The 14,986-nt window shown below is 42.6% G+C and carries 14 protein-coding genes; 1 reads left to right on the top strand and 13 read right to left on the bottom strand.

All coding sequences use genetic code 11. The annotated features are described in order from the left end of the window. Positions 1 to 31 precede the first annotated feature (31 nt). Both J8M00_RS20565 and J8M00_RS20560 read right to left on the bottom strand, forming a co-directional pair. Positions 32 to 901 carry a hypothetical protein gene (locus tag J8M00_RS20565; RefSeq protein WP_211012356.1) on the bottom strand — a complete coding sequence of 290 codons (870 nt, stop codon included), beginning with the start codon at positions 899 to 901 and terminating at the stop codon, positions 32 to 34. Positions 902 to 937: 36 nt separating this feature from the next. Further along, positions 938 to 1,915 (bottom strand): FHA domain-containing protein, encoded by a 978-nt coding sequence (locus J8M00_RS20560; protein WP_211012355.1) that lies wholly within the window; start codon positions 1,913 to 1,915, stop codon positions 938 to 940. Between the two features lie 246 nt (positions 1,916 to 2,161). Here J8M00_RS20560 and J8M00_RS20555 point away from each other — a divergent pair, with 246 nt between their 5' ends. After that, positions 2,162 to 2,947 (top strand): transporter substrate-binding domain-containing protein, encoded by a 786-nt coding sequence (locus J8M00_RS20555; RefSeq protein ID WP_247687493.1) that lies wholly within the window; start codon positions 2,162 to 2,164, stop codon positions 2,945 to 2,947. Positions 2,948 to 3,034: 87 nt separating this feature from the next. Here the strand turns inward: J8M00_RS20555 and J8M00_RS20550 are convergent, their stop codons facing one another. The 11 genes from J8M00_RS20550 to thrC all read right to left on the bottom strand — a co-directional run bounded on the left by J8M00_RS20550 (position 3,035) and on the right by thrC (position 14,982). After that, positions 3,035 to 6,112: a ligand-binding sensor domain-containing diguanylate cyclase gene (locus J8M00_RS20550; protein WP_211012354.1), complete on the bottom strand. Its 3,078-nt coding sequence runs from the start codon at positions 6,110 to 6,112 to the stop codon at positions 3,035 to 3,037. 25 nt (positions 6,113 to 6,137) lie between these two features. Further along, positions 6,138 to 6,623 carry a phosphatidylglycerophosphatase A family protein gene (locus tag J8M00_RS20545; RefSeq protein ID WP_211012353.1) on the bottom strand — a complete coding sequence of 162 codons (486 nt, stop codon included), beginning with the start codon at positions 6,621 to 6,623 and terminating at the stop codon, positions 6,138 to 6,140. Positions 6,624 to 6,631: 8 nt separating this feature from the next. Beyond that, positions 6,632 to 7,597 carry a thiamine-phosphate kinase gene (gene thiL, locus J8M00_RS20540; protein WP_211012352.1) on the bottom strand — a complete coding sequence of 322 codons (966 nt, stop codon included), beginning with the start codon at positions 7,595 to 7,597 and terminating at the stop codon, positions 6,632 to 6,634. Between the two features lie 44 nt (positions 7,598 to 7,641). Next, complete coding sequence (gene nusB, locus J8M00_RS20535; protein WP_046356678.1) at positions 7,642 to 8,052, bottom strand: transcription antitermination factor NusB; 411 nt, start codon at positions 8,050 to 8,052, stop codon at positions 7,642 to 7,644. A gap of 11 nt (positions 8,053 to 8,063) precedes the next feature. Continuing rightward, positions 8,064 to 8,528, bottom strand: coding sequence for a 6,7-dimethyl-8-ribityllumazine synthase (gene ribH, locus J8M00_RS20530; RefSeq protein ID WP_023398523.1), 465 nt, complete (start codon positions 8,526 to 8,528; stop codon positions 8,064 to 8,066). A gap of 115 nt (positions 8,529 to 8,643) precedes the next feature. Further along, the gene (gene ribBA / locus J8M00_RS20525; RefSeq protein ID WP_211012351.1) at positions 8,644 to 9,756 is read right to left on the bottom strand and encodes a bifunctional 3,4-dihydroxy-2-butanone-4-phosphate synthase/GTP cyclohydrolase II; all 1,113 of its coding nucleotides are present in this window, start codon (positions 9,754 to 9,756) and stop codon (positions 8,644 to 8,646) included. A 35-nt stretch (positions 9,757 to 9,791) separates the two neighbouring features. Further along, positions 9,792 to 10,448 (bottom strand): riboflavin synthase, encoded by a 657-nt coding sequence (locus J8M00_RS20520; protein ID WP_211012350.1) that lies wholly within the window; start codon positions 10,446 to 10,448, stop codon positions 9,792 to 9,794. Positions 10,449 to 10,456: 8 nt separating this feature from the next. Next, on the bottom strand, positions 10,457 to 11,572 hold the full coding sequence (ribD, locus tag J8M00_RS20515; RefSeq protein WP_211012349.1) for a bifunctional diaminohydroxyphosphoribosylaminopyrimidine deaminase/5-amino-6-(5-phosphoribosylamino)uracil reductase RibD: 1,116 nt from the start codon (positions 11,570 to 11,572) through the stop codon (positions 10,457 to 10,459). Further along, positions 11,572 to 12,021 (bottom strand): transcriptional regulator NrdR, encoded by a 450-nt coding sequence (nrdR, locus tag J8M00_RS20510; RefSeq protein ID WP_211012348.1) that lies wholly within the window; start codon positions 12,019 to 12,021, stop codon positions 11,572 to 11,574. The genes ribD and nrdR overlap by 1 nt, the downstream gene beginning before the upstream one ends. Before the next feature lie 163 nt (positions 12,022 to 12,184). Continuing rightward, positions 12,185 to 13,441 (bottom strand): serine hydroxymethyltransferase, encoded by a 1,257-nt coding sequence (gene glyA / locus J8M00_RS20505; RefSeq protein WP_023398518.1) that lies wholly within the window; start codon positions 13,439 to 13,441, stop codon positions 12,185 to 12,187. Between the two features lie 254 nt (positions 13,442 to 13,695). Next, positions 13,696 to 14,982 carry a threonine synthase gene (gene thrC / locus J8M00_RS20500; protein WP_211012347.1) on the bottom strand — a complete coding sequence of 429 codons (1,287 nt, stop codon included), beginning with the start codon at positions 14,980 to 14,982 and terminating at the stop codon, positions 13,696 to 13,698. Positions 14,983 to 14,986: the final 4 nt, after the last annotated feature.

Genomic DNA, 14,986 nt, shown 5'->3' with positions numbered 1-14,986 from the left:
CGAGTAAAGCTCTCCGCCCTTTGCTCGCGCATTATTTTGTTAGTGGTAAATAATGTACAGAAGCTAGGCGTACTTGGGATTTTGTAATAAAAGGGAAATTGCTTCTTGTGCCATAGAAATGATAAAGAGGCTCAAGTACCTTGCTTCCCGCGAGTTTGTCTAGCTCTCTCAAAAAGTGTAAAGCACTCTCCTTTTTGCCCGCGCTCGCATTTTTTCGGCAACACGCTTGATAGCGAGCAATAAGCCCCACCAAGCTGTGCTTTACACCTTCTTCCTGTAACTTTAATTCAGCTTCAATGAAAAAAGCGACACCGCTCCAATAAACGCGCTGATATGCTTTTAGCCGCCACATATTTTCTGATACCGAGGACAAGGTGCCGATAAATAAGTGCGTTGCTCGTTCACCTCGGGCAAGTCCATCGCTGATACGTTGCACAAATTCTTGTGACGAAATGATACCACTTTTTAGCATCACCCCATTTTGTAAATAGGTCGCCAAACCCTCCGCTAGCCACATGTCTCGGTAGGCAAATAAAGGATGATATAGATGAGCGAGTTCATGATATAGCGTCCAATCAGCCTTTAATGCCCATAATGACGCTTTGGTGTTTACATGAAGTGTGATGCTATCAATATTCCCCCGGGATATTTCGCCCCAGGGGACTGGCTCATTCGCATACTCAATAGCGTGAATATATACTGGTACAGTCGGTTGTTCTAATTTACCAAGAACAAAGGTGGTCTTTTCAAGACCATGGTATAACCAATTGTTCACTTTTTCAGATTCTAAAGACGTGCTGGGAGCACTGTGCCAGACCGCTTCAATGCTATTGCTATAAGCAGGAAAACAGCAGCCCACAAAGCATGTAAATCCCGCAATGCAACGCCATGAAAGCCCCATACATTCCCATACTCTAAACTAGATCTCAATGTAGAATTATAGCGCTAGCTGCATCCCTGTGTAAGATGCTTCGGTGTGAGAACCTTTTTTAATGGTAAAGTGTTTTCCACCGAAACGTACTCTGCCACGTTTCCGCTCAATAATTTTCTCAGCCAAGCTTTTGTCGTCAACCAAGTCGACGAATTGTTTACGAGCTCTATGTATTTGGATATTGATGTGGCTTTCACTAATACCTAAATCTTTAGACAACTGAGATACGCTAACCCAACCTCTTTCACTTTCTTCTTCTACTGCGGCCTCATCACGGGCCTTATAACGAGCCAATAACGCTGTCAGATAATGGTGTGTTCTGACGTCAAAATCTAACGCTGCGCCGTTGTGATTCACTTTTAGTTCTGTTATTTCTTCGTCGAGACTAATATCAAACACAAATTCAAGATTTGACTGATGTGCTTTATCAATAGGCATGGTCGCTTCTTGAGAAGCGGCCTCAACTTGAAATAGATACCATAACTCATTTGCGACACACAGGTTATCGCTGTCAGTTAGGGCAACTATCCTGCCACTTTCAAGATGCTCGTAGCACCAGCATAGTTTTTCATTGTCATAAAAAACCACTAACTCTGGGTCTGCTTCTGAAGGTAGAAAGTGATACTTTTCGAGTGGAATAACTTCATCTGGTTGATCATTGCACGACGGGATCAGCAAATCCTTTGGCGGAGAGATTGAGTCTACGATAAAGGTCTGAGGATGCATTTCGGAAAATGTGATCTCATCATCGACTTTCAGGTGTATTGCCTGATTGTAAGCTATTCTTTGTCCGTTCAGCCATACGCCATTTTTACTCAGATCACGTAACTCCCAATCCTGTCCATTGTGTTCAATGACTGCATGAATACGTGAAATCTCAACACCACTGACTTGCGTATCAACAGAATATGTTAGCCTACCAAAACGATGAAACGCCTTTAAGTAGATCACATCTGTACAGTCCTTTACTTTAAGCTTTGCCATGGATTCGCCTTATTTCTCTTTTTGGTACTATCTTGAACTAGGTATACAACGCAATACTTACGCAAGCTACCTTTTACATATTTTAACGCCTAAGCCCAACTAAATAAATTACGCCTTATTACACCTACACATTTACAAAATATCTGTGCCTATTTCGCTCCGTGTCGATAACCCGATTCTGGTAATCTCAATCAAAATTGCCTAAAGTTATCAATGGCTCCCTTCAAATAAACTATGACACAAACTATGTTGAGTCCCATAATTATACCACTTATATTGATGCTCATCACTTCTGTAATCAGCTTTCCAGCCACAGCTGATGCGGCTTTCAAGCCACGTGTTACCATTTTAGTGGACGACAGCTACCCTCCGTACTCTTACGAAAGTAACGGATATTTGTACGGCATTTATATCGAGCAAGTTAGACTTGCAGCGAGGAAATTGTCTGAACACTACCAAGTAACACTTGAAGCGATTCCTTGGAAGCGAGGGGTGGCAGCAATGGAGAATGGCGAAGCCTTTGCTTTACTTCCTCCATACATCCACAAAGACAAAAGGCCCTATATTTGGCCTTATTCAGTGTCTTTAGGCGCAGAAGACGTTGTGGCATTTTGCAACCCAGGCATTACGTTAAACAATATTTTGCAACGCTCGCCTCAGCGCCCTCCAATCAATATAGGTATTAATTCGGGGTTTTTGATTTTAGATAAGGAGCTTAATTCAGCAAAAAACCAAGGACTGATCAAGATTTGGGAAAATAAAGACACCCTGACCAATATTAAAAAGCTCTCGAAGTTTCGCTTGGATTGTTACGTCAACGACAGATTATCAACATTGATGGGGTTTGAGTCGGTAAAGAAAGAAATTCAAACACTGGATATGAAACAGTTCAAAGAAGATCGCATAGTTCTTAGCCGAACCGCACATATTGGCTACACCAAAGACAATGGCGACAAGTTTCCATACAAATATGACTTTATACAAAAAATGGATGAAGCCTTACTCACCGTTCAAGCGCAAATGAATAAATAAACCAAACGGCACAGGGCAGGCCTTTAACTCAAAGCGGGTGATACATCTCAAATTAAATGTGTCACCCAAGCTACTATAATGTGTTTGCTATCGCATCCAAACTTTGACTTCCGCCAAGCCATTTGATTGCAACAATTGCAATTGAGACTCTACGTTTTGACTCTGCTCAAACTCAAATGCGTCTAGCTCATCATCGAAGACAACCGACGCAGCGCCATCTCCACCACTGCGCTTAACTTGATGCAATGCAATATCAGCCAAGTTAACCGACGCTTCCCAACCAATTACATGCCCTCCGAGCATTTGCAACGGATAGAAAGACCAGCCAACTGAAACAGTCATTTTCGTAGACTTGCCATTTGGTAAAGTAAAATCAAACTCACCAATTGCTTTGCAAAGCTCTTTCACATATTCATCAACATCGGAACATTGAAAGTCTCGTAATAGCAATAAAAACTCGTCGCCACTCCAACGTGCCACATAATCTGACCCCTGTGTGCGAGTATTGAGCAATGTAGCAAGCTGCTGCAGACAACTATCTCCACCTATCGGACCATTTGCATCATTTACCTTGCTAAATTTGTCGATATTCAAAATCATTAACACAAGGCTTTTACCCTGCTCTCTCAATGAGTGAGCATTGCGCTGATAGTGCTCAATATCCTTAGGCAACTGGTCGAATAAAAAGCGCCTGCTTTTGAGACCTGTTAGTTCATCAGAATGACTTACCAATTTCAGTTGCGTATTAACCTTATTGAGTTTTTCATTGGCTTTTCTCAATTCGGTCGTCCGCTCAGTGACCAACTCTTCTAACGCAGCCTGTTTACGTCGCTCTTGCGCTCTAAATACCCAGAAAACTAGATAAAATAAGAAAATGAAGCCGCAAGTAATAATCAATCTGAAAAATACGGTTTCGTCAAAACGACGCGGAAGTGTCAATTTTACAGACTTTGAATGGGCTTCTTGCCAATCCTCACCTCTGCGCTTCACTTCCAACTTAAAGGTAAATTCACCTGGCGGTAAGTTAGTATATATCGCCTCTCTTCGCGCCAACGCATCGCGCCATTGATCATCGTGCCCTTCAAGTCTATACCTAAATTCAATACTTTGCGGCGCATAAAAATCAATTGCCGTATAGCGAATAGTCAAATCCCGCTCATTTGTATCGAGCACAATACTCTCAACAATTTTATTAGGTGTCAGCTCTCGTGTTGGAGTTGTGATCCCTTCAAAGCGAGGTTGTAGTTCACTATCACTGAACAACTTAACACTTTTAGGGATCCTCACCACCCCTTGCAAGCTTGGGTATAAAAGTACATCATCCACTTCAACAACTGAGTCATGACCAAGGCCTGTACAACATTGACTAGGCATGCCATCTAGTTGACGGTCAAAGGGGTTTATCACTTGCTCTACTTTGAGGTTGTCTATTTCACGGGTAAATTGCTCTATCGACATACGATAGACCCCTTTCATTGAACTAACCCAAATAAAGTTTTGCTCCTTATCATAATGCAATGACAGAATAGGCCCGTATGGTAGACCGTGCGATGCATCTAATTGGAACCAATCACCCGAACTGGTGCGATAATACAGCCCGTCATAAAACGTACCGACCAGCGTTGTGTAATTTTCAACGTGCAAAATACTTGTCACATAGGCAGATTCTAAAGAGGTTTGGCCGCCAATTTTTTCAATTCCACGTTCATTATATTTATAAGCACCTTTATCAGTGCCAATAAACCCATAGCGAGGAAAATCGACAATATAGGTAACAAACTGACTGCCTAAAAAAGCATTGTAGGTAAATGGCGTTAAACCATTGTAATCGAGTCTATATAAACCACGCCCTGTGCCTATCCAAAGGCCACCTTGGTTGGATGGACTAATTGTAAATACTTGTGTTTGACGAAACTCTCTATTCGGAATGGCCAATAAGCGACCATCATCGTATATTACAACCCCTCGTCCAGTCCCTAAGTAAAGGCGGTCGTCAAGAAACTCCATATCATGTACTTCTACACCCTTTAACTGGGCAGGCGTAATAATAGGCTGGTAGTTATCATCTTGATCGAGCATCCCGACCCCTTCACGGGTCGCGACCCAGACATTACCTCTTGGACCCATTGTCATTGCGGAAATAGCTTGCTTGCCCCGCAAGCCAGCTTGGAACCTTTCCACTCGACCTGAGTGTGCAAGCCATAATCCTTCGTTTATGCTTGCTAGCCACACATTGTTGCTTTTATCAATGAATAAGTCGGTAAACCATATCCCCTGATCAAGTTGTACGAGATCGACAGACTGCCATTCCCCACCACTTTCTTTATAGAGCAAACGACCATATGTAGAAACCCACAAGCCCCCCTGCTCATCACTTAAAAATTTATAAACAGCACTGTTTCCAATTTCGTCAAAGCGACGTAATACTTCATCAAAGTCCAAGAAAAATGCGCCGAGTTGAGAAGCCAAAAATAGTTTGCCGTCAACCCAAGCTAAGTCGTGAATGTTGGTTTGAGCCAATTGTCTAGGCAGTGAAATTTTACTCGATAATTCCAGCCTCATGCCGTTTGATCCGACAAACTGCGCTTCACCTATACGTAATAAATGCCGCTCATTGACCACCCAGATACCATCTGGAGATGGCGCCATTTTAGTTACCGCACCGACAATTTGACTGATATGTGTAAGTGATAATTTACTGTCGTCTAAGTTGTTTTTGTCCAACATTAAACGCTTCGCTGAGATGTAGTACAGACCATTTGCCGCAACCCAGATGTTGCCACTATTGTCTTCGATGATGTCTTTTACATCAGCTTGTATTTTAAATTGCTGCGCTTTCATCGTCTGCGGATCGATACGCAATACACCTCGTCGAGTGCCTACCCACAGCATGCCAAAGCGATCAACAACAAGCTTATTGATTGCATTACTGACTAAAAAGTTGGTGTTTTGAGTATTAAAGTTTACAAACTGGTGTCCATCAAATCGGCTCAGTCCAAATTGTGTACCGAGCCAAATATAGCCTTGCTGATCTTGCACCACACTTTTAATACTCTGTGATGGTAAATCATTTTGCATATTCCACTGTTTAACAACGTAATCGTTGATAGCCGCATTTACGTGAAACGCAGCCGTCAAAATTAACAGTAGAAAAAACTTGTGCATAGATTCCCTCTTTTTCAACTTTAATTTAGCCGCCTAGGACCCCTGTTTTAAACAAAGCTTGGATACAAATCAATGAAAAAATACCTGCTAAAACATCATCCGCCATGATCCCGCGACCACCATGCAGTTTCTTATCAAGCATGCGGATCGGTCCAGGTTTTGCAATATCGAAGAATCGAAACAGTACAAAACCGACCAACAATGATTGCCAGCTGATAGCTGCACCAATCATAGTAATATAAAAACCTACGACCTCATCCCATACAATTGCGGGGTGATCATGTACATTAACGTCCCGAGCCGTTTTACCGCATACCCATACCCCAAATATTGTCATCAATACTGCGAGGCTAACTTGAAACCAAATTGGTAGAGTCATAGTAGCAAAAATAAAAGGCAAACCAGCCAAGGTGCCGACTGTACCAGGGGCTTTGGGGGCAAGGCCCGTACCAAACCCCAATGCAAACAATTGATGTGGGCGTTTGAGATTGAATTTTAACGACTTATCCAAGCTCGCTCCTAATTAAAATGTTCATAGCCAGCTTGCTCTGGAATAGAGTATTTCTCGCCATTTTTGTAGAGCTCAATTTCGCCTACAGTATTAGTTATTTGTCCTATACAGGTCGCTTCGACACCGTACTGCATTAATCTTGCCTCAACGGCACTTCTGTTGTTGTCATTTACAGTAAAGAGTAATTGATAATCATCACCATACGACAAACTTAGCATATCAATCAGAGCTTGATCTTTTACCGCTCGCAAATCATCAGAAACGGGGACTTTGTCCACATCGATATCTGCTCCAACCATAGAGCGCTCAACAATATGCTGTAAATCTGCAAGCAAACCGTCGGAAATATCAATACATGAAGTTGCCAAACCTCTCAATACTTGACCAGCCGCCACATGTGGTTTTGGATAATGTAATTTTTCAACTACACGTTTGGTTTGATCTTCACTTAATGCAATACCACGTTTTCGAGATTCAATCGCTAGAGCAGCATCTCCTACTGGACCTGTAATATAAATCCAATCCCCCACATTGGCGCCAGAACGCGTCAATGCTTTACCCTTAGGCACAATCCCTTTAGCACAAATTGTTATAGTAAGAGGCCCTTGAGTGGTATCACCGCCGATCAATTGTACATTGTAGTATTCCGCGATTTCATGCAAACCTTCGGTGAACTCTTCCAACCAAGCCATATTGACATCAGGCAAAGTTAAACCAATTGATATCCAAGTAGGTTCGGCACCCATCGCAGCCAAATCGCTGAGATTAACTGCCAAGACACGATGACCTAGCGCTCTGGCTGGAATGTCGGGGAAAAAGTGTACACCTTCGACTAAGGTGTCTGTGGTTACGGCAAGTTGACAATTCTCTGGAATTTCAACAACTGCACAATCATCACCAATACCAACGGCAACATCTCGGCGAGTTATGCCTCTGCCTTTGAAGTAATGATTTATTAACTCAAATTCCTTCATACATTAAAAAAGCCGGCCAACGCCGGCTCTCCTCATGATTCTGATTATTTGCGGATTTTCTTAACTGCTTTGTCCAACACACCATTAACAAATTTATGGCTGTCTTCTGCACCAAACATTTTGGCCAGTTCAATCCCTTCGTTGATAGCCACTTTGTATGGCACATCTTCACGGAACTTAAGCTCATACGCGCTTACGCGTAAAGTCGCTAATTCAACCATATCTAAGTCATCAAAAGGACGAGATAAATGAGGTTGAATCGCTTCATCCAACTGTTTATGGTTTACTGCAACACCACGTGCTAAATCTTTAAAATACTCAACATCAACTTTTGATACGTCATTTTCGATTAGCATTTGCTGTTCAATATCAGCAATCGGGTTGCCACTTAACTGCCATGAGTAGACAGCTTGCAATGCAAGCACACGCGCTTTACGTCTAGCTGCTGGTTTCACTGAGATTCCTCTTAAATTTGCTCAAGTACGTTAACCATCTCAAGTGCACCAAGTGCAGCTTCACCGCCCTTGTTGCCCATTTTGGTTCCCGCACGTTCGATAGCTTGCTCAATACTTTCTGTTGTCAATACGCCAAATGCAACTGGAATATCGTAATCTAATGAAACGCTTGCTAGTCCTTTGTTTGACTCGTTAGCAACCAGATCAAAGTGTGGTGTGCCACCGCGAATAATAACGCCTAGCGCGATAATAGCATCATGCTCTTTTTTCATTGCAACACGTTTAGCTGCAAGAGGTAACTCAACGGCACCCGGTACATAAACCACTGTGATGTCTTCTTCTTTCACGCCACCTGTGCGCTTAAGTTCATCTACAGCACCTTCTAATAAGCTGCTGCCAATGAAATCGTTAAAACGAGAAATGACAATGGCAAATTTTTTACCTGGAGCGAACTTGTTACCTTCAATTATTTTCATTAGATGATTCCTGATCAGTATTAGCAATAGCCAAATTGACGCGCATAATAGCACATCTTAAAGAAAAACACCTACTGTCCAACAAGACAGTAGGTGTAAAAAGTGAAGACCGAGATTATTTCGGCTCTACGTAATCGACAACCTCCAAGTGGAAGCCCGACAATGCGTGATATTTCTTCGGCAAACTCATTAAGCGCATTTTCTGAATGCCTAAATCTGCCAAAATTTGTGAACCAACACCTACAGTACGAGAAGTACCTTGGAATTTGCGATAGTTAATCTTTTCCCCCTGATCTTCGGCTGCAAATGCTTTGACCAGCTGTTCCAGATCTTCTGTTTGTTCACTTTTACCAAGGATCACTAATGCTCCTTGGTGCTGGGCGATATATTGCATCGCACCATGTAAAGTCCAGCTGCGATCTGCACTTCTATCCGATAGAAGAATGTCATTGAATGTGCTTTGCAAGTGAACCCGCACTAGCGTAGGCTCATCTTCTTTTATTTCGCCTTTCAACAATACATAGTGAAGTTGATTGTCAATGGTATCTTTATAAGTAACAAGATCAAACTCACCAAACTCAGTTGGCAGTTTACACTGGGCTACTTTTTCAATCGTGGTTTCATTTAAGTTGCGATATTCGATCAAATCCGCGATTGTACCAATTTTAATGTCATGCTCTTTGGCAAAAACTTCTAACTCTGGACGTCTTGCCATAGTGCCGTCAGGGTTAAGGATTTCGACAATCACAGACGACGGCTCAAGTCCTGCCAAGCGAGCTAAGTCACAGCCAGCTTCAGTATGACCTGCGCGTGTTAAAACACCGCCTGGCTGCGCCATAATTGGGAAAATATGACCGGGTTGAACAATATCCTCAGGTACAGCGCCTTTAGCAACAGCAGCTTGCACTGTGCGTGCTCTATCAGCAGCTGAAATCCCCGTAGTCACGCCTTTAGCAGCTTCAATAGACATAGTAAAGTTAGTAGAAAATTGAGCGCCGTTATTTCTCACCATCAACGGAAGGTCGAGTTGTTGACACCTCTCTTGCGTCATAGTTAAGCAAATAAGACCTCGGCCATAAGTCGCCATAAAGTTTATCGCCTCAGGCGTAATATGCTCAGCCGCGATGATTAAATCACCTTCATTTTCTCGATCTTCATCGTCCATCAAGATCACCATTTTACCGGCTTTAATGTCTTCGATGATTTCTTTTGCGCTATTTAAGCTCATAATTTTCCCATTATTTACTTTGTTTGAATGGCCAATTATTTAATAAAGCCAGCTTGTGCTAACAAACTGGTTGTGAGAGTCGATTCGCTAGAAGTCGTTTTGCTACCTTGTATTAAACGCTCCAAGTACCTTGCAATTTGATCAACTTCTAAGTTCACCACAGTACCGACTTTAAAGTCTGCGATAGTGGTTTCTTGTGCTGTGTGAGGCACGATAGTGAGTTTGAATTTATTGCCCTCAATGGCATTCACTGTCAAGCTGATACCATCAATGGCCACAGAACCTTTGTAAGGTATGTATTTTAGTAACGCTTCCGGTGCCGATAGCCAGTAGTCTGTGGCTCTGGCATTCGCTTCAACAGAAACAATGGTTGCAATGCCATCTACATGACCCGAAACCAAGTGCCCACCAAGACGCGAGACAGGTTGCAGTGCTTTTTCTAAATTCACCTTTTGACCAACTTGGTAGTCACCAAATCGTGTCAGTGATAGCGTTTCATTTGACACATCCGCTCTGAAACCATCACTGTATTTTTCTACCACAGTTAAACAAACACCATTAGTCGCAATGCTGTCACCCAGTGCTACATCTGCCATATCTAAATTATGGGATTTCACTTTAACACTTAAGTCGCCTTGCTTGAGTGTTAGCTCTGATAATGTGCCGGTTGCTTCAATAATGCCTGTAAACATAAATTCTCTTATTTTTTAGTCGCATTAATGCGAATATCTGTGCCTACTTGCGCACACTCTGTAATTTCAAGCTCAGCGATCTGTCCCATTTCAGTCAGTACCGAACTATTAAACAAACCTCTGCCGCCTTCGCCGATAATTTTTGGCGCCATGTAAATCATATATTCATCGATTAGGCCGTGTTCATGCATCACACCACATAATGTCGCACCCGCTTCAAGCCATATCTGATTCACATTTTGCTGTGCTAAATATGTTAGCGCAGCCCTCAGATCAAGCTTGTCATTTACAGTGGGCAAACATACTTGCTCTACGAAATGAGGCCATTGATGCCGATTATCAAGTTTGGAGCGAAAAATAATGATTTTTGATGCACAGCTAAACAAGTTGAGATCTGGATGTAAACGATTTTGCGTGTCAATAACCACGCGAATTGGTTGACGCAACTCAGTTAACTGAGAAACTTTATCAAAGTCGTCAAATTCACCTGCACGCACATTAAGTGTGGCGTCGTCCACTAACACCGTATCAGCACCAGATAATATGGCACAGCTTTGTGCGCGATATTTTTGTACATCCCGCCTCGCCTGTGGGCCCGTTATCCATTTGCTTTGGCCATTTTGCAGCGCTGTTTTTCCATCTAAGCTTGCGGCCAGCTTTGCGGTAACAAATGGCTTGCCGGTTTCCATTCTTCTTAGAAACCCTTTATTCAGCGCTCGCGCTTCGTGCTCAAGTAAACCAAATGCTGTTTCGATCCCAGCTTCTTCCAACATTTTCAAACCATTGCCTGCAACTTGTGGATTGGGATCCACCATAGCGCAAACTACTTTTTTTACGCCTGCATCTATCAGCCCTTTTGCACATGGAGGAGTGCGACCATAGTGACTGCACGGCTCTAACGTTACATATGCTGTGGCTCCTTGGGTATTTCCAGCAGCCTGACGTAATGCATGTACCTCAGCGTGGGGGCCACCTGCTTGTATGTGAAAACCCTGCCCTATCACTTGATCATTTTTTACAATGACGCAGCCGACGTTCGGATTAGGCGTCGTCGTATACTGTCCTTGCTTTGCAAGTTCGATGGCCATTGCCATATAATCATGATCAGCCTGCGAAAACGCCATTAATCACCCAACCTCGCAATTTCTTCACCAAATTCTTTTATATCTTCAAAACTGCGGTATACAGAAGCAAAACGCACATAAGCGACTTTATCCAGCTTTTTAAGTGCTTCCATAATGTATTCACCAATCATTTTGCTATTTACTTCACGCTCTCCCGTTGCTCGGATCTGGGATTTGATTTGATGTACCACTTCTTCTATTTGTTCAGTACTAACTGGGCGCTTTTCTAGAGCACGATGCAGCCCATTGAGCAGCTTATCTTCATTGAATGGCTCTCGGGTGCCATCTTGTTTAATCACTCTTGGCATCAATAATTCAGCGCCTTCAAAGGTCGTAAAACGCTCATGACAAACTATACACTCGCGACGGCGACGCACTTGATGGCCTGATGCCACCAATCGCGAATCAATTACTTTGGTATCTTTTGCCGTACAAAAAGGACAATGCATATATTCTCACTGTTAGGTAGTCTATTAATGCGGCGTGTTTGAAAATCATCAATGCCACTCGATGGCAACTAAGCGTGTTCAATTACGCTGGATGACAGAAAATAAAAAGGCCGCATAAATGCGGCCTTTATAATATCAAAAATAACGCAAATTGTGAGTGTAATTATGCGTAAACAGGCAATTTAGCACAGATAGCTTTTACCTTTTCTTTCACTTCTGCTTGCACTGACTCATCATTGATGTTGTCAAGTACGTCACAGATCCAACCTGCTAGCTCACCCGCTTCTGCTTCTTTAAAGCCACGGCGAGTAATCGCAGGAGAACCAATACGTAGACCTGATGTTACAAATGGAGAGCGTGGGTCATTAGGTACAGAGTTCTTATTAACTGTGATGTTTGCACGGCCAAGCGCTGCATCTGCGTCTTTACCTGTGATATCTTTATCAATTAGGTCAAGTAGGAACAGGTGGTTGTCTGTTTTACCAGAAACAACTTTGTAGCCACGCTCTTGAAGCACTGCAACCATAGCTTGTGCATTTTTAACAACTTGAGTTTGGTAAGTCTTGAACTCAGGCTCTAATGCTTCTTTAAATGCCACTGCTTTTGCCGCGATAACATGACATAAAGGACCACCTTGACCACCAGGGAATACTGCGCTGTTTAGCTTTTTGTAAACGTCTTCATCGCCACAAGCTGATACAATCAAACCACCACGAGGACCAGCAAGCGTTTTGTGAGTTGTTGTTGTCACAACGTGCGCATGAGGTACAGGGTTAGGGTATACACCAGCCGCTACAAGGCCTGCAACGTGCGCCATGTCTACAAGTAAATATGCGCCCACTTTGTCAGCGATTTCGCGGAACTTAGCCCAGTCAACGATGCCTGAGTATGCAGAGAAACCACCAATAATCATCTTTGGCTTGTGTTCAAGTGCTAGTGCTTCTACTTGAGCGTAATCGATTTCACCGGTTTCTTCATTTAGACCGTATTGGATTGCATTATAAGTCTTACCTGAAAAGTTCACATGAGAGCCATGAGTCAAGTGACCACCGTGCGCAAGGCTCATACCTAACACTGTGTCATGTGGCTGAAGTAATGCTTGGAATACCGCTGCGTTTGCTTGTGAACCAGCATGTGGCTGAACGTTTGCGTAATCAGCGCCGAATAGTTCACATGCACGGTCAATTGCAAGCTGCTCTACAACATCAACGTGTTCACAACCACCATAGTAACGCTTGCCAGGGTAACCTTCTGCGTACTTGTTTGTAAGCTGTGACCCTTGAGCCTCTAAAACACGCGGGCTACAGTAGTTTTCAGATGCGATTAGTTCAATGTGCTCTTCTTGACGAGTCGTCTCTGATTGGATCGCGTTAAATAGTTCAGGGTCAAAATCTGCAATATTCATGTTACGTTCTAACATGGTTTCTCCTAGGTGCACGTATGATTAAATTTACCGAATGCAATTGTACGCAATTTACATCCAATTGCCTACGAAATCTGCGTGAGCATATTTAAGCAAGGATTGAATTTATTTCACAGTGTTTAAGGGATGATATTTTTTTATTTAAATATAAAAAAATATTATGTAAATTGATTATTTCATTAAGAATTAAAATGTGCATACATTCACCCATTGCGACTTTCTGTATGCACAAATAGTTTAAACAGCCATGCTTATGACACTAACTTTTCAAAAAGACGCTTTTTTAAACCCTCGTAGTCAGCACTCATTGATTCTGCTAAACATGGCTTTGCCAGTGCAGTAGCAAGGACTTCAGGCATTTCAAGTTGTTGTTCTAACACACCTTCAACAGACTCTTTAAATTTAGCAGGATGCGCTGTTGCCAAAAAGATGCCAGTTTCATTTTCAGCTTGATTTAAGCGTAAACCTTCATAGGCAATTGCTGTATGCGGCTCTGCAATATAACCAAGCTGGTTGATTTTCTTCATCACTTCTTGGGTGCGAGATTCCGACACTGAACATGAATAAAAATCATCTTTAGAAAAAGATCTACCATTAAGCATGCTTTCAACTCGTGGCCAGTTATTAGGTTTACTCACATCCATAGCATTGGATAATGATTCTAGCGTGGCATTTGGAGACCAATTTCCCGTCTCGATATAACGCGGTACGGTATCATTCTGATTCGTTGTTGCACTGAGCTTTTTAATAGGCAGCCCTATCGCCGCAGCGATCATGGCAGCACAAACATTGCCAAAGTTACCACTCGGTACTGAAACATGAACCTGTTTACGTTGAGAGTCCGTTAATTGTGCAAATGCTTCAAAGTAATAACACACTTGAGCAAGTAGCCTGCTGATATTAATTGAATTAGCTGAATTTAACCCTAACTGAGACTTAACTTCATCATCCAAAAACGCCTGTTTTACCAGCGCCTGACAATCATCGAAGCTGCCATCTACAGCGAAACAATGAATATTCTCGCCAAGTGTAGTAAACAGCTTTTGTTGTGCGAGTGATATCTTGCCTTTAGGATATAAAATCACTACATCAACATTTTCTTTGCCATAAAATGCATGGGCAACAGCAGCCCCTGTATCCCCGCTGGTGGCTGTTAAAATCGTGACGCGCTCACCTTGATTGAATAAGCTAATGCACTCTGACATAAAGCGTCCACCAAAATCTTTAAACGCCAATGTTGGACCGTGAAACAGTTCTAAACAATAAGTACCGCTTTCCACTTCCACCAACGGCGCTGGAAAGTTAAAAGCACTTTTAACCATGGCATCCAGCGTATCGCTCGGTAACTCATCACCAATCAAATGCTGTAGTATCCGACTGCTACGCGCTTGAAATGGCATCGCCAATAGTGCGTTGACATCCTCGATTAGCGCTAAGTTTTGTGGAAAAAAGACACCTTGGTTACGGCCTAAGCCAATTTTAACCGCTTCTGTAAATGAAACCTGCTGCTGAGGATCCATAAGATTTACTAAATTCATATCA

The sequence above is a fragment of the Pseudoalteromonas luteoviolacea genome (assembly GCF_018100925.1).
GTDB classification, from domain to species: Bacteria; Pseudomonadota; Gammaproteobacteria; order Enterobacterales; family Alteromonadaceae; genus Pseudoalteromonas; species Pseudoalteromonas obscura.
This window is presented reverse-complemented; position numbering and strand designations above follow the sequence as displayed.